Here is an 18,787-nt window from a genome sequence, read left to right as displayed (position 1 = left end):
AGTTGAATTGGTCCGCCTTCCAGGGAGCAGCGCAATGCCCGTGACCCGCATTCCGATCATCGATCTTGCCGGCGTTCGCGCGTGCGACCCGCAGGCTTTGACGCGCGTGGCGGACGAAATCCGCGAAGCGTGCACGACGATCGGCTTCTTCTATATCGTCAATCACGGCGTGCCGCAAACGGTCATCGATACCGCCGAACAGGCCGCGCGCACGTTCTTTGCGTTTCCCGTTGAGACGAAGCGGCGCGCGGCGGTCAATCAACGGCATCGCGGTTTCAACGCGCTCGGCGACGCCACCATGTATCAGGCGAAGCGTCCCGACTACAAGGAGTTCTTCAGCATCGGCCTCGAGTTGCCGGAGGACGATCCCGACGTGCGTGCGGGCCAGGCGCTGCGTGGGCCGAACAACTGGCCGGATTTCATGCCGGAATTGCGGCCCGCGCTTTACGGTTATTACGAAGCGGTTGCGGCATGCGGCGCCGATCTGCTGCGGGCGGTGGCAATGAGTCTCGGCGTCGACGAGCACTTCTTCGCGCCGCGCTATACGAAGCGGATGCAGCGCACGCAGATGGTCTACTATCCGCCGCAGCCGCCCCAGCCGGACGCGGATCAGTTCGGCGTCGCGCCGCATACCGACTACGGGTGCATTACCTTGCTGTGGCAGGACCAGGTAGGCGGCTTGCAGGTGCGTGAGATCGCCAACGATACGTGGGTCGATGCGCCTCCGATCGAGGGCAGCTTCGTGGTGAACGTCGGCGATCTGCTGGCGCGCTGGACCAATGACCGTTTCCGTTCCACCTTGCATCGCGTGATCAATACGTCGGGGCGCGAGCGCTATTCGATCGCGACGTTTTATGATCCCACTTACGGCGCGATGGTCGATCCGCGTGAGCTTGGTACGAGCGACTCCGATCTCAGGTACCAACCGGTCTCCGCGGGCGATTACATCCTTGGGCGGATCAATGATTCGATGGGTTATCGAAAGAAAGCGGCCGTTGAAGGCACGCAAGGAACTCCTGCATGACAGATGACCGTTTGGCGAGTGACGTGGCGGGAAACGCAGGCAACGCAACCCGCAGCGCCGCACCCCTTTCTACAACGCTCGATGCGCTACGTGCCGCGCTCGGCGCCGACGCGGTGCGTACCGGCGATCAGATCGGCGAACACGCGATGACCGACTGGACACGCCACGATCCGACGCGTCCCGCCGCGCTGCTCTTGCCGCGCAGCACGGAAGAAGTCTCGCGCGCCTTGGCGATTTGTCACGCAGCGCATCAACCGGTGGTGCCGCAGGGCGGCATGACCGGCCTCGCGGGCGGCGCGATTGCCCGCTCGACGGATGTCGCGCTGTCGCTCGAACGGCTCACGGGCGTCGAAGAAATCGACACCGCCTCGGGCACGCTAACCGTGCGCGCCGGCACCACCTTGCAAACCGCACAGGAGGCCGCCGCCGAAGCCGGCTTCGAACTCGCCCTCGATCTCGGCGCACGCGGCTCGTGCCAGATCGGCGGCAATCTGGCGACCAACGCGGGCGGCAATCGCGTGATCCAGTCAGGCACCGCGCGCGATCAGGTGCTCGGCCTCGAAGTCGTGCTCGCCAATGGCGACGTACTGACTTCGCTCGGCAAGATGGTCAAGAACAATACCGGCTACGACCTGAAACACTGGTTCATCGGCTCGGAAGGCACTCTCGGCGTAATCACGCGCGCGGTGCTGCGGCTCCATCCGCCACGCGCGGCGCGCCATACGGCGCTCGTCGCACTCGACGGTTACGAGGCAGCCGTGAACCTGCTGCGCCGCCTGTCGACGCGCTTTGGCAACGACATCGGCGCGTTCGAGATTATGTGGCCGGATTTCTACGATTTCGGCGTGAAGCTGACCGGCACGCGCTCGCCCTTCGCCGACTCGCATCCGCTTTATGCATTGATCGAACATGCGAGCTTCGACGTGGGCGACGACGGCGAACGCTTCTCTGCCGCACTCACCGAAGCGCTCGAAGCAAAGGCGATCCGCGACGCGGTGATCGCTCAATCGGTGGCCGACGTACGCGCGTTATGGGCGATTCGCGAATGCACCGCCGAGTTTCCGGTGCGGCTGGATGCGATCAACTTCGACGTGAGCTTGCCGATCGGTGAGATCGGCGCTTTCGTGGACCGTTGCCGAGCGGCGCTCGATCAGCGCTGGCCCGGCAACGCGTCGTATTTCTTCGGCCATATCGGCGATTCGAATCTGCATGTCACCGTCGACGGACATTCGATCCCCGGCGTCGATCACCATGCCGTGTATGCGTTCGTCTATGAGATGCTGAGGTCCTTGCACGGCTCGGTGTCGGCGGAACATGGGATCGGCTTGCTCAAGCGCGAGTTCTTGCCGATCTCGCGCTCACCCGCTGAATTGGCCGCCATGGCCGCCATCAAACACGCGTTGGACCCGCACGGGATTCTGAATCCGGGCAAGCTGTTCTAATAAGCGAGGCGGCGCGTGCGTGACCCGTTCAGGGCGCGAGCTCGCCGACCGGCTGGTCGCTGACAAGCGCGCGCAGTTCGCCGGCGAAACGGGCGTAAAGCCAAGACAGCGTGACGGCACTCAGCACCGAGAACAGCGTGCTCAAAAACGCCTGGCCCGCTGCAATGAGCATGAGCTGCTGCACCGGATGCAATCCTTCAAGGAGCGGTTTCAAGGCGAGCGCGGCGGCAATGCCGATCACCATCAGCGGCGCTGACACGAAGAACATCATGCCGCCTATCTGCCAGAAATGCTTTCGACTGTCGCGCCACGCGGCCTTCAACGCAAAGCGGCTGCCAAGCGACAGGGCGGGGAACAGCAGGCTGAGCCGTACGGCGATAAACAGGCCGACGGCGAATGAAAGCAGGAGTGTGGCTGGCGAAGCAACCGGCAGATTGAATACGAACTTTCCTGTCAGCATGATGGCGATGGCAAACAACAGCGTCGCTACGCCGATCAGCATGTAGAGGCCAACATACCGTGGCACCACGCGGCGCTGGGCTGGAAACAGCGGCTTTTCTCCTTCACCTAGCAGCACCGTGCGATGAATCTTGACGGATAGCAGGGCGCCGATGAACACGCGCGCCAGGTTCATCACGCTCGACCCGGGCGCAGCGCGTATCGCCTCGTGAGCGCCTGCATCCGGTGCCGCTGCAGCGGTGAGAATATCGGGAAAAGCGAACGTACAGGCTAGGGCCGCCATAAAGCTCAGCAAGAAAAACGGCATCGTTGTTACGATTTGCCATGTACCCAACCACGATTTACCGGCGCACTCGCCGAAACTCATCTGCCGCATGTCGAATCACTCGTATTGTTCGTTTAGGTTGTCATCCCGCCGGGCAGATTCTATGCCGCTTTGCGAATCGAACGTAAAAGAGTGTTCCGGCAAGCGTGCCTCGAGTGTGCCTCAATGTGCATCCAGATACCTGGCAATCACCGGATAAACATCCACTACCGCGTTCTTGCCGAAAATGCAGTCAATATGCCCGTAGCCGGGAATCAGATGCCGCTCATACGGCTGCTCAGGAAACCGCTTGACCAGCATGTCGTACGTGAGTTCGGTACTCCTCGGCAGATAGGTTTCGTTTCTAACGCCGTGGATAAAACCAATTGGCAGGCGCATGCCTTCCAGGCCTTTCATGCCGTCCATACCCGTCAGGTAAACGTCTTTGCCCTCGGCATCGACAACCTTGCCCGCCCGTACCATGGCGGCCAGATGTTTGAATACCTCGATGTCGTGCACGCCGAACAACTCCTGCAGGTTCGAGTGAAGCGTCTCGCTCAATTGTTCATGCTCGTAGAGCAGGCCGTAGAGGAAGGTCGCCCGGTGGCAGATCGGGCTGCCGCAACCTTCTTTGTGATTGAGCGGGTAGAACCGCAACGCTTCATCGAGCAGGTTATGGGGCCACGACCTGTGCTCCGTAAAAGCGGTCAGATCCAGCACGCCGAGATGCGCCATGATGTCCGGGATATGCAACCCGCACTTGATCTTTTCCAGCGTGCCCGGCACCGGATGCGCCGAGACCTGCGAGATGACCGCGGAGCGCACGCCCTCGAGGCCGGATAGCAGCGACATGGTCAACGCCAACCCACCCATGCAATGGCCCACCACCTGAATATCCGGCGCGCCGGTCAACGCTCGCACTTTAGCGACCGCGGCCGGAATGTCCTCGCGAGCGACTTTGTCCACGTTGGTCGGCACCAGCACGCTCGGCATTTCGATGCTGACGCGCAGATCGACGAGCCACACGTCGTAGCCGTCCGCACAGAGATATTCCACCAGGTTGGTCGTGATCAGATCGGTGGAAAAGATCCGGCTCGACACGCCCGAACCGTGGATCAGCAGCACGGGGCGCAGCGGTTTGCTGGGCGATCCGGCGTAGCGCGTGAACCGCAGGGTGGTCCCGTCGGGCGTGTCGAAGAAAACCACTTGCGGCGCGGGTGCGCGCAGCACGCGCTTCAGGCGCGGCGCCGCCTTCGGATCAAAAAACTGCAAGGGCGCGGCCACGCTGCCGTATTCGGTGAACAGCACGCCCGCGAAAAACTTGCCGAACTTCAGGGTCCATTCGAGGCGCGTTTCAAGATCGGGCGCGTTGGTGACTTCGAGTGTGCGTTGCTGTTTGAGGAAATTCTCGGGCGTGATGATCAGCGTTGCTTTGCCGATCGCCGGCGCGTCCGCTTGCGCCGACTCGCGGATTTCCGCGTAGAGCGTGTTGGTCTGTTCCCATAGATTGATCGGCGACGTCCGCGTGATGATCTTCTGTCCGCTCAGGTAGTACGTCTTGCCTTCGGTGGCATTGAGCGTCATGCGGTAATTCATGTTGCGCTCGTCCACATCCGACTCATCGACCACGAACAGGTTGAATGTGCCCTCGGTGATCGTCATGGGTTGCGCGGAGAGGGCGGGGCAAGTCAGGGTGCCGGAGGTGTGGGCCAGATGCTGCGGATTGCTTAGCATATCGGCCAGGTCGTCCGATTCCACGGTCAGCGTGAATTCGATCGGACTGGTGGCGGCTTCGCCCACCACGGCCGGCGTATACGTGCCGATCATCGTCTCGGTGAAGCGCAGGCCGATCTGTTGGGGTGCCGGCGTCGCGGCCGTGCCCTTGGCCAGGTAGTCGATCTTCCAGCCTCGTGCGTTTGCGAGCAGCGCGCAATTGCGCTCCGCCAGCGCGGAAATCGTCAGCAGCGGATTGACGCCGAGCGACATCGGCATGACCGCGCCGTCCATCACATACAGGCCTTCGTGCACCGCATTTCCGTTCGTGCTGCTGAAAACCCGGCCCTGATGATCGACGACGCCGCGCGCCGCGTCTTCACCCATCCCGCAGCCGCCGAGCGGGTGCACGGTGACGGTGCGGTTTTTGAGCATCCTGGTCGAAATCGGGTTGCGCACGGATTTGCCGCCGAGCGGCGCCTGCGCCTTCTCGAGCGTCGCTTCGACGGTGCTGAAGATCGGCTGCTTGCCGGCGTTTGGCCAGTCGATGCGCGGCCTGCCTGCGTCATTCACGCTGATCTGGCCGCTTTCGTCGTCGTGCGCCATCACCAGGTAGGTTTGCGTGTGGTTGAGGGCGCCGTAATAGGGCCCGCGCAGAAGGCCCTCGATCACGCGCGCGTCGTAGCCGAGGGGTTCGTCAGCGTCGCGCGGCGCGGGAATGTCGACGCCTTCGAGCGGCGCGGCGCCGCCGAGCAGGGCAACCATTGCGGCGCCGACCGGCCCGGCGAGCGAGCCCTCTTCGATCACGAAGCCGTCTTTCACGTTTGGGGTATTGCGGTGGTCGATGATGCCGGTAATGGTCGGCCCGACCGGCGGGAATTCGCCTTTCTCATGGACACCCCAACCGACGCCGTTGATCACCTCCTCGGTGTTATAGGCGAAGGCCAGGACGTCGCCGTTCCCGGTGAAGTGTTTGCCGAGCATGTCCGATACGGCGAGTCCCGCCTTGCGCGAACGCAGCAGCAGAGCGGTGGAACCAATTGTGCCGGCCGACACGATGACGATATCGGCGCTCACGAACAGATCAGGTGCGTCATAACTCTCGCGGCCGAGGCTTACCTCCTGAAAGCCCACGGTCCACTTCTGCGTGGCTGCGTCGCGCAACACGGAATGCACCGCTGCGCCCGTGAAAATATGGGCGCCGTGCGCGACCGCATCGGGCAGATAGTTCATGTGCGTCGAATTTTTCGCATCGTAATTGCAGCCGGAATTGCAATCGCCGCAACCGACGCAGGCTCGCTGCTCGACGCCCGCAGCGTTGATGCGGTTCTCGAAGGTGACAGTGACCGGTGGCGGGTAAAAGCGATCTTCCATCCCGAGCGCCTGCGCGGATTTTTTGAGCGCCTGCAGTTTTGGCAATTGCAGAAAATCGCCGGATACGGGCGACGGCTGCAGCATGGCGCGGGCAAGTTCGTAGCCCTGGTCGCGTCCCGCCTTGTCGGCGCGTAGTGCTTCGGGCCAGCGGTTGTCATCCCATAGCCGCGGTTCGGCTTCGAGCGCGACGTTCGCGTTGATCAGCGACGTGCCGCCCAGTCCGCAGCCCACCACCGCATTCACGTCTTCGTTCACGTGTACTTCGAGCAGCGCGAGCGGCGAGCCGATTTGCGCGAGGGCGGTGTTGTATTGCACCTGTGCGGCGCCTTCGAGCGGCGTGCGCGGATAGTCGCCGGCCATGAATTCGCGCCCGCGTTCCAGCACGCACACGCTTCCGCCGGCGCGCGCCATGCGGCTCGCGGCAATCGCCCCGCCATATCCCGAACCCACCACCACCACGTCGTAATGCGGCTGCATTGCTGTCAGGGCGCTCGATAAGCGGTTCATGAGAACTACCTCGTCAGGAAGGGGGTGCCGGGTAGGGGAACCCGGACTTCGGAAGGAAGACGGCCTGCGGCTGCAGCTTTTTTATCGTAGGCGGTGCGCGGAGACAAAAAAAGGCGCATCGTACGGGGCGCGTGCGTGGAGCGTGCCCGATGTCCGGAAGGAAGAAAAAGCCGCAGCCGGCCCGCGCCAGTTTGCGCGGCGCGCTATTAGGCGGCTACTTCATTCATCTCGCTGTCGCTCGATTCGGCGGCGAGCAGGTTCAACGCGAGCAGAATCACCGCGCGATTGTCGATGACGATCTCGATGCCGAGTTCGTCGGTCAGCCAGCGGCCGATCTTGGTATTGGAAAATTCGTCGGCGCCGGCCGTCTTTTTCATGGTGACGCCAAGTTTGACGGCACGATAGTGATACGAGGGCACACGATGCTGAGTCGCGACTGCCGACAGGCCGCCTTTTTCTTCCGAGCACCAGCCGAGGCTGCCGGCCAGCACAATGCGCTCCGGCTCGTCGAGGCTGTCGATAAAAGTGCGCGCCGCGAGCCGCACGCGTTGTTCGTCGAGGCCGTATTGCAGCAACACGCTTTCCACGGGGTCTTCCAGCGCTTGCGCGTGCAGGTCGATTTCCTGCGCCATGCCTTCATTTTCCATCGACACATTGCGTTGATGGCCGGCGCTGCGCAGGCAGTCGATCAGGTAACGGCGAAAATACGCGCACAATGCGTAGCCGTTGGACGGCGCGCTGTCGGCGCAGGCATGGGTTTCCGTGTGGCCGGGCGCGAGGCGCAGTACTTTCGCGTAGATGAACTGCGCAACCAGTTCTTCCTTGTCTTCGCCGAGCGCCTGCAATTCAAGGGGGTGATAGGTGCGCAGCGCCCGTTTGACCAGATCGACCATCGACACCATTTCGTCGGCGGACAACTGGGTACGCCGGCGCCACAGGTCGGGCAGGATCGCATCGTCGAGATTGCGGACGAACGCGTGGCTCGGAACTGCGCCCATGAAAACCTCCATAAAGGGAAAGGCCAGGAGCGCGGAGAGCCTCGACTGCAGGCAGGGAAGGAGTATTGAAACTGTAGGCCGCGCTGGAATGAACCCAGTATGGTTTCCGGCGACGGCTTCGCCTATATGGATTAAGTGGTAGCTGATGGGTAAACTGCCGGGTAAACCATCCGGTCCACAGCTTTGCATGGGACCGGAGTAAGTGCTTTGCATGGGGCCAGAGTAAGCGCTAAAGCGCCAACTCTGGCCGACAGCTAAAGCGCTAACTCCGGTCGACAAGGAGACCGCATGACGCGGGCCGACCCGATCCAGCGTGCAATCGACGAAGACCTGGTGCGTGTGCTCTACGCGCAAGATCCGATCGCCTTCTTTTCGCACTGGTTTTCGATCGCGGTGCTGGTGGCGATCTACTGGCCGAACGTCCCGTCGCCGCATCTGTTCGTGGCGTGCTTCGGGTTTTACGCGGTGGCCAATTGCGGCGGCCTCGCGCTGTGGATCTGCAATCGGCGCTACCCGCACCTCGTCACGCCGCGCGGCTGGATCAACCTCCACGCGGTGCGCGGCGTGCTGCTGTATAGCGCGCCGGGTCTGGCGGTGTGGTTCGCGTTTCAAAGTCCGCAAACCGATTTGCCGCTGCTGCACACGGTGATGCTCGTCACGCTGGCGGCGGGCGTGTTCATGTCGAACGGCTTCGATCTGCTCAACTTTTCGACCGCGATTCCGTTTCTGCTATTTCCGTCGATCCTGCTGCATTTCGGCACGCACACGTTCGATCGCACGATTCTCGCGATCGTCCTCGCGTTTTTCTTCTGCGCCATCAACGTCTATGCGCTGAGCTATCGCAAGCTGTTCCAGCAGGTCGTGCAGGCGCGTGTCGATCAGCAGTACCTGGCGGAATCGCTGGCGGCGCAAAAGCGTGTCGCCGAAGACGCCAGTCTCGCCAAAACGCGCTTTTTTGCCGCCGCAAGCCACGATTTGCGCCAGCCACTGCACGCAATCGGGCTGCTGGCGGCTTCGCTCAACGACACGGCCGCGACGCCGGTCCAGCATGTGAAAACGGCCCAGCACATCGTCTATAACGTCGAGGCGCTGAACCAGCTGTTCAACCAGGTGCTCGATCTCGCCAGGCTCGAAAGCGGCGTGACCCAGGTGATCCGGTTGCATTTCCGGCTTTCGGAACTGTTCGAGCGGGTCGGCAGCCAGTACCGTCCGCAAGCCGCGGCCAAGGGTCTGGCGCTGCGGATCGCGCCGTCCTCGGTGGTCCTGCATGACGATCCGGTGCTGCTCGAACGCGTGCTGAGCAACCTGCTCTCGAACGCGGTGCGCTATACCGAGGAAGGGGCGATCTGGGTGGGCTATCGCCGCGCCGGGCGTTCTTCGGGCGGCTATATCGAGGTGCGCGATTCCGGCATCGGCATTCCGGCCGAAGAGCATCAACGCATTTTCGAAGAGTTCTATCAGGTCGCCAATCCGCAGCGCGACGCGCGTCAGGGGCACGGGTTGGGCCTGCCGACCGTGAAGCGTCTGATCGAGATGCTCGGTGGCGAGTTGCACCTGCGCTCGGCGCCCGGGCGCGGCTCGGTATTCCGCTTTCCGGTGCAGGCGGGCGAGGCTGGCGGGATTGTCGCGAGCCTGAACGAGACGGTGGCGGGCGGGCTGTCGGCACAAGGTCGGCGCGTGCTATGCATCGACGACGAACCGTCGATTCTCGAAGGCCTCACCAGTCTGCTCGGACGCTGGGGATGTATCGTGCACGGCGCGCGCGACGAGGTCGACGCGCTCGTCGCGCTGGAAGACGGCTTCGTGCCGGATGCCGTGTTATGCGACTACCAGCTGGCCAATCACCGAACGGGCGCGCAAGCGCTGTCGGCCGTGCGCAATGTGCTGGCGCGGGCGGGGCACGAAGGCGTGGTGACCTTGCTGATCACGGGCGATATGGCGTCGGCGGAACTCGCGGCGCTGGCCTTGCAGGGGATTCCGGTGCTGCACAAACCGGTCACGCCGGCGCGCTTGCGGCGCACCCTCGAAATGCTGTGGCAGCAGGCGGAGCTGGATAAAGGGCGGGCGGCTTGAAGGGTGGATTGAAGGACGGCATGAGCGCCGCCCATCGACTTGTTACAGGGTTCTCCCGGCTTCGAGCCAGCCGTTGATCACGGCGATCGCCGTGGAGCGGTTGTGCACACCGAGCGCCCGGAAGATTACCGACAGATGAACCTTGACCGTTCCTTCCGCGACGCCCAGTTCGCGCGCGATCATCTTGTTGGTCCAGCCGCGATGGACAAGCCGCATGATGTCCTGCTGTCTTGGCGACAGGTTCTCCAGCAAATGTTGCTGGTGCGGCTGCAGCGCCTGGATTTGCATAATCGGCTCGGTCAGCGCGGTGCCGCCCTGAGTCGAGGCGTGAGCGGCGCCCCCCGTGGCGCCTTGAGCGGCAAGCTCGGCCGCCGCCTCGGCGCGCGCAGATGAAGAAGTCTGCGTCTCCCGCGAGCCCAGCAGGCTGAGCGCTTCCATCGGCACATAGGCGCCGCCTGACAGGACCAGTTCGATCGCCTTGAGCATGACGCTGGCGGGTTGCCGTTTGGGCACGAAGCCGAGCGCGCCGGCGGCCAGCACCGCGCGCATTTCGTCGGGCGATTCTTCGGCGGAGAGTACGACCACCGGCAGCGCAGGGTTCGCCTTCAACAGCAATTCCAGCGACGAAGCGCCGCTCATGCCCGGCATATGCAGATCCACGATGGCGAGGTCGTGGTCGGCGTCGGGCCGCGCGGCGGCAGCGAGTGTTTCCCAGCTTTCGGCTTCGTCGAATTGCGCGTCGGGATCGAGGCCGCGCAGCAGCCCCTTGACGCCTTGCCGGATCAGTTCATGGTCGTCGGCCACAAGAAACTTCATGATGTCTCCGCGAGTCGGGCCTGCGCGTTGTGGACTACCGTCGCTGTGCTTCTGCCATTACTTCCCGTTTTACTTCTATTTTCGATTCGCGTCATGTCCGGCTACCCCGCGATCATATGCCGATCGGTGGCGCGGCGCGCCTTCCGGTTCGCCGCATAATTATCAGTCTATTTATATGATCGCCGGCTGGTTAGCTGCACCAGCATGATGCGTAAGGTTGGTCTCCCGCGCATAGGTTCCGGCTTGTTACGTAGACGAGCCGCGTGACACAATTTTGAAGCCTTCCACGCGGGAATCCGAAGGTTATGCGCGCCAGATGAAATCACGCCAATGCGTGATTCATTTGACTGCGAATAATGTCGCGTTCATCAGAAGCTTGAACGCGAAACCGAGCGACACGGCCGAGACCACGCCGAAGCACCACAGCGCGATGAACCACAACCAGCCGGGCAGCCGGCGCGCCGGCTTGTGAGACGCGTTGCGGGCGGCGTTGGCGCCCGCGTCCTTAGTGATAGTGATGTTGGTCGCCATGTCGCACCTTGCCACGAAATACCCAATAACCCATCGTCGTATAGCCGATGATAACCGGCAGAATTACCGCTGCGCCGACCAGCGTGAACATCTGGCTCGAGCGCGGCGCGGCGGCTTCCCAGAGCGTCATGCTCGACGGAATCGCATACGGCCACAAGCTCACCAGCAGCCCGGCGTAACCGAGCAGCACCAGCATGAGCGCCAGCACGAACGGCGTGTTGTGATGCCGGGCACGCACCGCGTGGTGCATGAAGAACGCGCAGATCGCCACGAGGAACGGCACCGGCAGCAGACGGTAGAACAGGTTGTCGTGGAACCAGCGTTGCGCGATGGTCGGATCTTGCAGCGGCGTCCACAGACTGACCATTGCGATGAAGCCGAGCAGCACGAGCGTCAGCGGCCACACCACGCGATGCAGGCGGCGTTGCAGATCGCCTTCGGTTTTCGCAACCAGCCAGCAGCAGCCGAGCAGCGCGTAAGTGATAACCAGACCGAGGCCCGTCAGCAGACTGAACGGCGTGAGCCAGCCGAAGGCGTCGCCCGCATAGCCGCCGTCGATCACCGGAATGCCTTGCAGGAACGCGCCCAGCACAATGCCCTGGAAGAACGTTGCACCCGCCGAGCCGCCGATGAACGCCAGGTCCCACAGGTGTTTCGTGCGTTGGGCCTTGGCGCGAATCTCGAACGACACACCCCGGAAAATCAGGCACACGAGCATGAAGATCAGCGGCAGATACAGTGCGGACAGCACGGTCGAGTAGACCACCGGAAACACCGCGAACAGCGCGGCGCCACCCAGCACCAGCCAGGTTTCGTTGCCGTCCCACACGGGCGCGACGGTGTTCATCATCAGATCGCGTTCTTTCTCATCGGGGAAGAACGGGAAGACGATGCCGATGCCCAGATCGAAGCCGTCGAGCACCACGTACATGAATAGGCCCAGCGCGATGATCGCGGCCCACGCTACGGTTACGTCCATTTTCTTACTCGCAGGCAGAGAGGTTAGGCGGCGTCGATCAGATGATCGGCGGCGGACAGCGGGCGGCGCGCGGTCTGATTCGGGGTGTGGTCAGGCACGCCGTGCGGTGTGTGACCCGGCAGTGCCGGACCCGTGCGCATCAGCTTGAGCATGTAGTAGATGCCGGTGCCGAACACGAGGAAGTAGACGACCACGAACGCCATCAGCGAGATGCCGACCTGCTGCGTGGTGAGCGGCGACACCGCTTGTGACGTGCGCATCACGCCGTACACCACCCACGGCTGACGGCCGGCTTCCGTGGTGACCCAACCCGCCAGCAACGTGATGAACCCGCTCGGGCCCATTGCGACCGCGACGCGCTGGAACCACTTCGCTTCGAACAGGCGTTCGCGGCGGCGCAGCGCCCATGCCGCGAACGACATCAGGATCATCAGCACGCCGAGCCCGGCCATGATGCGGAAGCTCCAGAACACCACGGTCGAGTTCGGCCGGTCTTGCGGCGGGAATTCTTTCAGCCCGCGAATCTCGCCGTCCCAGCTATGCGTGAGGATCAGGCTGCCGAGGTGCGGAATCGACACGGCATAACGCGTGGTCTCCGCGCGCATATCCGGAATGCCGAACAAATTCAGCGCGGTGCCGCCTTTCTCGGTTTCCCACAGACCCTCGATCGCGGCGATCTTGGCCGGCTGATACTTGCGCGTGTTCAGACCGTGCTGATCGCCGACGAATGCCTGAACCGGCGTGAGGATCAGGAGCAGCCACAGCGCCATCGAGAACATCTTCTTGACGGCTGGATCGCGCCGGCCGCGCAGCAGATGCCATGCGCCCACCGCCGACACCACCAGCCCCGCAACGATGAACGCCGCGATCGCCATATGCGCGAGCCGGTACGGGAACGACGGATTGAAAATGATCTTGAACCAGTCGAGCGGTACGACACGGCCGTTCACGACTTCAAAGCCTTGCGGCGTTTGCATCCAGCTATTGGACGCGAGAATCCAGAAGGTCGAGATCAGCGTGCCGATCGCTACCATCAGCGTGGCGCCGAAGTGGGCGCGAGGACTTACGCGCTGCCAGCCGAACAGCATGATGCCGAGGAAGCCCGCTTCGAGGAAGAACGCGGTCATGACTTCGTACATCAACAACGGTCCGGTGATGGGTCCGGCGAAGCTGGAGAAGCCCGACCAGTTGGTGCCGAACTGATAGCTCATCACGACGCCGGACACGACGCCCATACCGAAGGCGACTGCGAAGATTCTCGACCAGAACAGGCAAAGATCTTTGTAGTACGCCTTGCCGGTTTTCAGCCAGCGCCATTCGAGGACGGCGATGAAGCTGGCGAGGCCGATGCTGAGCGCCGGAAAAACAATGTGAAACGAAACGGTGAACGCAAACTGAATGCGGGCGAGATCGAATGCCGAAATTGCGGAGTTCATGATCGTGAAGTGCGTAAGGTGCGTCGTGCCCGAAGGCGGACTACGCGCGTCGACCGTTGTCGGTGCGCACTGCGCTGGGCAGATGGCGCAAGAGTAGGTGAACGCACGATTTTTTGCTGCGTCGCGACGTGCGTCAAAAAACCACCTTGTTTCACGCGAATTTTCGATTTTGAGACGGCAAGGCCTTGATGGGTATCAAGTTTTTCTGATTAGGCGCTTGCGTGTGTTTCTCGTGGCCGGCACCAAACTGCGGCAATAGACCGCGCTGCAGCAAAGGAGGGCGCCGGTTAGGCGATCGAGATAAACAGTTGCTTGCCGCACGCGGCCGCGTATCTGCGCAACGTGTCGATAGAAGGCGAGTGCTGCCCCGAAGCCAGCGCCCGTTCCAGCCGGGTGATGGCCGGCGCTTTCGTGCCCATGCGCTCGGCGACTTGCGCCTGCGTCAAACCGGCGTTGGCGCAACTGGCTGTTCGGCTGGGTAGAGTCGTGCGGGTCGTGCGGGACGCGATATTGAGCGCGGCACGGTAGAGGTCTCCTTTGACATTGGCTGGTTGAGCGGGAATGGCGAATCAAGGGCCACCCGTCACCAACCGACAATAACGCCGTTCGTGCCGACTTTCTATTAGCCTGTCGGCTAGCCATCGGGCTAGTTTGCTTCTACCATGCAAACTGCCAACCGGCGGTTCCTCCGAGAGTCGCCGCAGGCTCGAGTTGGATGAGCGCAGCATCGCCATCCGCTGTTTCATTCCTGGTAGTTGTTTCGAATACCGCGTGAACCGGTCCGGTTCTTTGTGGGTCCGTCATCAAAGTGTGTTGCAGGCCGTGTCATGCTTGAGTGAGCATGACACGCCGTGTATCGCCGGTCGTTTTTCTCCCATGCTCCATCCACGCGCGTCGAGTGAGTTCTGCATTCGCGGTTAACGGTTTTCGTCGGGCGGCACGGTTCGTGGCGCCCGAATGGTTTGAGAGGCACGCTTCATCCACCTGCCGGCGACGGCAGACTTCATCCAAAGGAGTCAGCAGATGAGCACGATCACAGCGAAAGACGGTACGGAAATCTTCTACAAGGACTGGGGCAAAGGCCGCCCGGTTGTCTTCTCGCACGGTTGGCCGTTGTCCGCGGACGCCTGGGACGCGCAGATGCTGTTCCTCGGCAGCAAAGGCTTTCGCGTGATTGCACACGACCGACGCAGCCATGGCCGTTCGGCGCAGACATGGGACGGCAACGATATGGATACCTATGCCGATGATCTCGCCGCGCTGATCGAGCACCTGGACCTGCAGGACGCCACGATGGTCGGCCATTCGACCGGCGGCGGGGAGATCGCGCACTACATTGGCCGGCACGGCACGAAACGCGTGGCGAAGGCTGTGCTGATCGGTGCGGTGCCGCCGTTGATGCTCAAGACCGAGGGCAACCCCGAGGGCACGCCGATCGATGTGTTCGATGGCATCCGTCGGGGGGTGGTCGACGACCGCTCGCAGTTTTTCAAGGATCTGGCGCTGCCGTTTTACGGCTACAACCGTCCGAACGCGAAGGTGTCGCAAGGCGTGATCGATTCATTCTGGGCACAAGGCATGGTGGGTTCGATCAAGGGCTTGTACGACTGCGTCAAGCAGTTCTCCGAAGTCGACTACACGGAAGATCTGAAGAAGATCGATGTGCCGACTCTGGTACTGCATGGCGACGACGACCAGATCGTGCCGATCGACGCGGCAGGCCGCAAGACGGCGAAGATCGTGAAGAACGCCACGCTCAAGGTCTACCCGGGCGGGCAGCACGGCATGTGCACCGTCGAGGCGGACAAGGTGAATGCCGATCTGCTGGAATTTATCAGCTCGTAATACGCTGGCGTAGCGAGTGCGGCCGGCGTGCGGCGATTGCCTTGCGTCAGTCGCATCCGTGCCCGCCTGTGACGGCGCCGCTCAGGCAGTCGGCCAGCCGATGCGCGCCGCCCGGCGCAATGACGAGCGAACCACCAGCCGGTGGAACGGTGCGATGACGAGGATATAGAAACGCCCGAACCCATTGTGGCAGTGCACGACGGTGGACAGGATCAAATAGCGCGTGCTCCCTTCGCGCGTATCGCGTGTTTGCTGCAACACCGAAAGCCGGAAGTCGAGATGGCTGTCGTTCTCGCCGAGGATGATCTCGCGCGCGCTGCGCGTGTAGATTCTGAAGAAGTCGACCCGTTCCCTGGAGGCGTGCGAACTTGCCGCGCGCAACTGCTTCGCCGTTTTGAGTCCGAGGCGAGCGACCAGCGCATCGCGCAAGCTCAAGAGTTTCGCAACCCATGCCGGCTGGTGTGCGAACAGAAAGCGCGCGAGTAATTCCGGATCGTCAATTGCGTTGTCCGGCAAGCGGACAGCGTACGCGTCCGCGAGGTCCGGGGCATCGTACAGGCGGGCTATGCTGGATTCGGCCGGCACAGCGACGGAAAGCACGGAGCGGTTGGCGTCTGGCATGGGAAGGTGCTGTGCTGAAAATAGATCGTGGTGAGAAGGGCAACTTTGCCGCGGGCGCGCCGAAGTTCAGTTCGATCACGCGCATGCGCATCAAGTCTACGCACGCTTGACGATAAGCGCGCGAACGGCAATGCCCATCGAGCCAACCGGGCGTATGACTTCACAATGATCCATGTCTTATGTTATACGACGTCATATCAATAAATTGGCCGTACGTGTCTGTTTATCAAAGATAAATTGCCCGGAGACGAAAGCAGGTGCGGGTAAGTGCCTAGTTGAAATCAATCTGAAGATCGTAAATAGTACGTTATCGTACAACTAGTCGGTCATTCCCGGCCCGATGCCACCACGGCTCGACCGCTTGCCGTCCTCCGGCTCAATCGCGCACAGCGCTGTTAAGGAACCTTATGAAGAAGATTGCCCTGAGTGGGGCCGGCGGCCAGCTCGGCTCGGTAGTGCGCGCGGCGTTGATCGCGCGTGGAATCAACTTGCGTTCGGCCGCGGGCTCGCGAGCCCTGGTGCCGCTGGCGGAAGGCGAGGACGTGATGCACGGCGACCTGCGCGATCCGGCCGTCGTGGATCGCCTGCTGGAGGGCGTCGACGTGCTGATTCACTTCGCCGGCACGAGCGTGGAGCGTCCGCTCCCGGAAATCATCGATAACAACCTGCGCGCGCTGGTCGAGGTCTACGAAGGCGCGCGTCGGCAAGGCGTTCGGCGCGTGGTGTTCGCCAGCTCCAATCATGCGATCGGTATGTATCCGGTCTCCAGGCATCTCAGTCTCGACTGTGAGCTGCGCCCGGACGGTTTCTACGGCCTGAGCAAGGTGTGGGGCGAAGCACTCGCGCGCATGTATTGGGACAAGCACGGTATCGAGAGTATTTGCGTGCGCATCGGCAGTTGTCTCGAACGGCCGACCGAGCAGCGGCACCTGAGCACCTGGTTCGGTCATCGCGACCTGATGCATTTCCTCGACCGCTGTGTCGAGGCGGAAGACATCGGCTTCATCACTGTGTGGGGCGTGTCGGCCAACAAGCGTAGCTGGTGGGACAACAGTGGCGCCGCGCGCCTCGGTTATCTGCCGACCCAGGACGCCGAGGCCTACGCCGAGGAAATACTGCCACGACCGAATCCGCTCGATGCATTGGGTCAGCGTTACCAGGGCGGCAGCTTCGTCGGTATCGATTACTCGCGAGACGACGCCGCAAGCAACGACACGGCGGGCCAGCCGCGCTGATCGGTAAGTTAAGGAATACGAGGAGACGCAGTCATGAAAATCAAGGGCATCCGCTGGTGGATGGTCGCTCTGGTCGCGGCCGGGCTCATTATCAATTACCTTGCGCGCAATACGTTGTCGGTGGCGGCGCCGACGTTGATGAAGGACCTCGACATCACGACCGCGCAGTATTCGCACGTGGTGGTGGCGTGGCAACTTTGCTATGCGTTCATGCAACCGGTCGCGGGCTATGTGCTCGACACCGTCGGCACCAAGATCGGCTTTGCGGTGTTCGCGCTGGCCTGGTCGCTGGCCTGTGCGGCGGCGGCATGGTCGACGGGCTGGCGCAGCCTGGCGTTTTTCCGCGGCGTGCTCGGTATCGCCGAAGCGGCGGGCATCCCTGCCGGCGTCAAGGCGACGAGCGAATGGTTCCCGGCCAAGGAGCGTTCCGTTGCGATCGGCTGGTTCAATATCGGTTCGTCCGTCGGCGCGCTGCTGGCGCCGCCGCTGGTCGTCTGGGCGTTGCTGCATGGTCAATGGCACTGGGCGTTTCTGATCGTCGGCGTGGCGGGGATTGTCTGGAGCGTGCTGTGGATGCTGCTTTACAAGCACCCGCAGAAGCAGAAGCTGTTGAGCGACGCCGAGCGGAATTACATCCTCAGCGGACAGGAGGCAAAGCACAGTGACCTCGGCGCGGTCAAACGCAGTTGGACTGCCATGCTCGGCAGCCGCGACTTCTGGGCAATCGGCATTCCCCGGATTCTTTCCGAGCCGGCCTGGCAGACCTTCAACGCGTGGATCCCGCTGTACATGATGACCGAGCGGCACATGAACCTGAAGGAAGTCGCGCTGTACGCGTGGATGCCTTTTCTGGCGGCGGATATCGGCTGCGTGCTCGGCGGCTACCTCAGCCCGCTGTTCCATAAGCACGCGAAGGTTTCGCTGTTCACGTCGCGCAAGATGGTTTTTGTCGTTGGCGCGCTCTGCATGATCGGGCCGGCCTGCGTCGGACTGGTGGCGAGTCCTTATGCCGCTGTGGCGCTGCTGTGCGTCGGCGGCTTTGCCCACCAGACCCTGTCGGGTGCGCTGTACGCGATCACCTCCGACATGTTCGGCAAGAACGAAGTCGCTACCGCCACGGGCATGGGCGGCATGGCGGGCTACCTGGGCGCGGCGGCGTTCACAGCGCTGTTCGGCGTGCTGGTCACGCAGATCGGATATAGCCCGTTGTTTGTGGTGCTGGCGGTGTTCGACATTATCGCGGCGGCTGTGGTGTGCCTGCTGGCCCGCAGCGGCGACAAGGTGCCGGATCCGCGTTGGGGGGCTGCGACTGCTGTGGTCAAGTGAGGAATTTTGAGTAACGATTTAGACCGGCCGCGAATCGCGCCGGGTAATGAAGGAAAATGGAAAAATGGCGGCGCCCGAGGGCGCCGCCATTTGTTTTACCTCTC

At 62.4% G+C, this 18,787-nt stretch carries 14 protein-coding genes and 1 pseudogene; 6 read left to right on the top strand and 9 right to left on the bottom strand.

The window, feature by feature from the left end; all coding sequences use genetic code 11:
* The first annotated feature begins 34 nt into the window (after positions 1–34).
* Together B0G76_RS28275 and B0G76_RS28270 are read left to right on the top strand one after the other, a co-directional pair.
* Positions 35–1,024, top strand: coding sequence for an isopenicillin N synthase family oxygenase (locus B0G76_RS28275; protein ID WP_120295409.1), 990 nt, complete (start codon positions 35–37; stop codon positions 1,022–1,024).
* A complete protein-coding gene (locus B0G76_RS28270; RefSeq protein ID WP_120295408.1) occupies positions 1,021–2,466 on the top strand; it encodes an FAD-binding oxidoreductase in 1,446 nt (481 codons plus the stop codon). The genes B0G76_RS28275 and B0G76_RS28270 overlap by 4 nt, the downstream gene beginning before the upstream one ends.
* 28 nt (positions 2,467–2,494) lie before the next feature.
* On the opposite strand, the gene B0G76_RS28265 is transcribed toward B0G76_RS28270, so the two are convergent.
* The 3 genes from B0G76_RS28265 to B0G76_RS28255 form a co-directional block, all read right to left on the bottom strand.
* Positions 2,495–3,208: a hypothetical protein gene (locus B0G76_RS28265; protein ID WP_147394094.1), complete on the bottom strand. Its 714-nt coding sequence runs from the start codon at positions 3,206–3,208 to the stop codon at positions 2,495–2,497.
* Between the two features lie 204 nt (positions 3,209–3,412).
* A complete protein-coding gene (locus B0G76_RS28260; RefSeq protein ID WP_120295406.1) occupies positions 3,413–6,823 on the bottom strand; it encodes an alpha/beta fold hydrolase in 3,411 nt (1,136 codons plus the stop codon).
* Positions 6,824–7,029: 206 nt separating this feature from the next.
* Positions 7,030–7,821 carry a hypothetical protein gene (locus B0G76_RS28255; RefSeq protein WP_120296887.1) on the bottom strand — a complete coding sequence of 264 codons (792 nt, stop codon included), beginning with the start codon at positions 7,819–7,821 and terminating at the stop codon, positions 7,030–7,032.
* A gap of 288 nt (positions 7,822–8,109) precedes the next feature.
* Between B0G76_RS28255 and B0G76_RS28250 the strand changes: the two genes are divergently transcribed.
* Complete coding sequence (locus B0G76_RS28250; protein WP_120295405.1) at positions 8,110–9,894, top strand: hybrid sensor histidine kinase/response regulator; 1,785 nt, start codon at positions 8,110–8,112, stop codon at positions 9,892–9,894.
* A 42-nt stretch (positions 9,895–9,936) separates the two neighbouring features.
* On the opposite strand, the gene B0G76_RS28245 is transcribed toward B0G76_RS28250, so the two are convergent.
* The 5 genes and pseudogenes from B0G76_RS28245 to B0G76_RS44185 all read right to left on the bottom strand — a co-directional run.
* Positions 9,937–10,710 (bottom strand): response regulator transcription factor, encoded by a 774-nt coding sequence (locus tag B0G76_RS28245; protein ID WP_120295404.1) that lies wholly within the window; start codon positions 10,708–10,710, stop codon positions 9,937–9,939.
* Positions 10,711–11,049: 339 nt separating this feature from the next.
* The gene (locus B0G76_RS28240) at positions 11,050–11,241 is read right to left on the bottom strand and encodes a hypothetical protein (RefSeq protein WP_120295403.1); all 192 of its coding nucleotides are present in this window, start codon (positions 11,239–11,241) and stop codon (positions 11,050–11,052) included.
* Complete coding sequence (cydB, locus tag B0G76_RS28235) at positions 11,216–12,220, bottom strand: cytochrome d ubiquinol oxidase subunit II (protein ID WP_120295402.1); 1,005 nt, start codon at positions 12,218–12,220, stop codon at positions 11,216–11,218. The genes B0G76_RS28240 and cydB overlap by 26 nt, the downstream gene beginning before the upstream one ends.
* Before the next feature lie 23 nt (positions 12,221–12,243).
* Positions 12,244–13,656: a cytochrome ubiquinol oxidase subunit I gene (locus B0G76_RS28230; RefSeq protein ID WP_120295401.1), complete on the bottom strand. Its 1,413-nt coding sequence runs from the start codon at positions 13,654–13,656 to the stop codon at positions 12,244–12,246.
* A 287-nt stretch (positions 13,657–13,943) separates the two neighbouring features.
* Positions 13,944–14,114, bottom strand: a pseudogene (locus B0G76_RS44185) (helix-turn-helix domain-containing protein); the annotation flags it as partial.
* Positions 14,115–14,679: 565 nt separating this feature from the next.
* Between B0G76_RS44185 and B0G76_RS28220 the strand changes: the two are divergent.
* Entirely contained in the window at positions 14,680–15,501 is an 822-nt protein-coding gene (locus B0G76_RS28220; protein WP_120295399.1) for an alpha/beta fold hydrolase, read from the top strand.
* An 81-nt stretch (positions 15,502–15,582) separates the two neighbouring features.
* Here the strand turns inward: B0G76_RS28220 and B0G76_RS28215 are convergent, their stop codons facing one another.
* Positions 15,583–16,122, bottom strand: a complete 540-nt coding sequence (locus B0G76_RS28215; protein WP_120295398.1) for a DUF2867 domain-containing protein — start codon at positions 16,120–16,122, stop codon at positions 15,583–15,585.
* A gap of 407 nt (positions 16,123–16,529) precedes the next feature.
* Between B0G76_RS28215 and B0G76_RS28210 the strand changes: the two genes are divergently transcribed.
* Positions 16,530–17,357: an NAD(P)-dependent oxidoreductase gene (locus tag B0G76_RS28210; protein WP_120295397.1), complete on the top strand. Its 828-nt coding sequence runs from the start codon at positions 16,530–16,532 to the stop codon at positions 17,355–17,357.
* A gap of 33 nt (positions 17,358–17,390) precedes the next feature.
* Positions 17,391–18,683: an MFS transporter gene (locus B0G76_RS28205; RefSeq protein ID WP_120295396.1), complete on the top strand. Its 1,293-nt coding sequence runs from the start codon at positions 17,391–17,393 to the stop codon at positions 18,681–18,683.
* Positions 18,684–18,787: the final 104 nt, after the last annotated feature.

It is taken from the genome of Paraburkholderia sp. BL23I1N1 (assembly GCF_003610295.1).
Taxonomy (GTDB): Bacteria; Pseudomonadota; Gammaproteobacteria; order Burkholderiales; family Burkholderiaceae; genus Paraburkholderia.
This window is presented reverse-complemented; position numbering and strand designations above follow the sequence as displayed.

Coding starts and splice junctions, on each gene's coding strand:
- B0G76_RS28260 (WP_120295406.1), bottom strand. CDS start 6,823: ATGAACCGCTTATCGAGCGCCCTGACAGCAATGCAGCCGCATTACGAC.
- B0G76_RS28210 (WP_120295397.1), top strand. CDS start 16,530: ATGAAGAAGATTGCCCTGAGTGGGGCCGGCGGCCAGCTCGGCTCGGTA.
- cydB (WP_120295402.1), bottom strand. CDS start 12,220: ATGGACGTAACCGTAGCGTGGGCCGCGATCATCGCGCTGGGCCTATTC.
- B0G76_RS28270 (WP_120295408.1), top strand. CDS start 1,021: ATGACAGATGACCGTTTGGCGAGTGACGTGGCGGGAAACGCAGGCAAC.
- B0G76_RS28240 (WP_120295403.1), bottom strand. CDS start 11,241: ATGGCGACCAACATCACTATCACTAAGGACGCGGGCGCCAACGCCGCC.
- B0G76_RS28215 (WP_120295398.1), bottom strand. CDS start 16,122: ATGCCAGACGCCAACCGCTCCGTGCTTTCCGTCGCTGTGCCGGCCGAA.
- B0G76_RS28275 (WP_120295409.1), top strand. CDS start 35: ATGCCCGTGACCCGCATTCCGATCATCGATCTTGCCGGCGTTCGCGCG.
- B0G76_RS28220 (WP_120295399.1), top strand. CDS start 14,680: ATGAGCACGATCACAGCGAAAGACGGTACGGAAATCTTCTACAAGGAC.
- B0G76_RS28255 (WP_120296887.1), bottom strand. CDS start 7,821: ATGGGCGCAGTTCCGAGCCACGCGTTCGTCCGCAATCTCGACGATGCG.
- B0G76_RS28245 (WP_120295404.1), bottom strand. CDS start 10,710: ATGAAGTTTCTTGTGGCCGACGACCATGAACTGATCCGGCAAGGCGTC.
- B0G76_RS28250 (WP_120295405.1), top strand. CDS start 8,110: ATGACGCGGGCCGACCCGATCCAGCGTGCAATCGACGAAGACCTGGTG.
- B0G76_RS28205 (WP_120295396.1), top strand. CDS start 17,391: ATGAAAATCAAGGGCATCCGCTGGTGGATGGTCGCTCTGGTCGCGGCC.
- B0G76_RS28230 (WP_120295401.1), bottom strand. CDS start 13,656: ATGAACTCCGCAATTTCGGCATTCGATCTCGCCCGCATTCAGTTTGCG.
- B0G76_RS28265 (WP_147394094.1), bottom strand. CDS start 3,208: ATGGCGGCCCTAGCCTGTACGTTCGCTTTTCCCGATATTCTCACCGCT.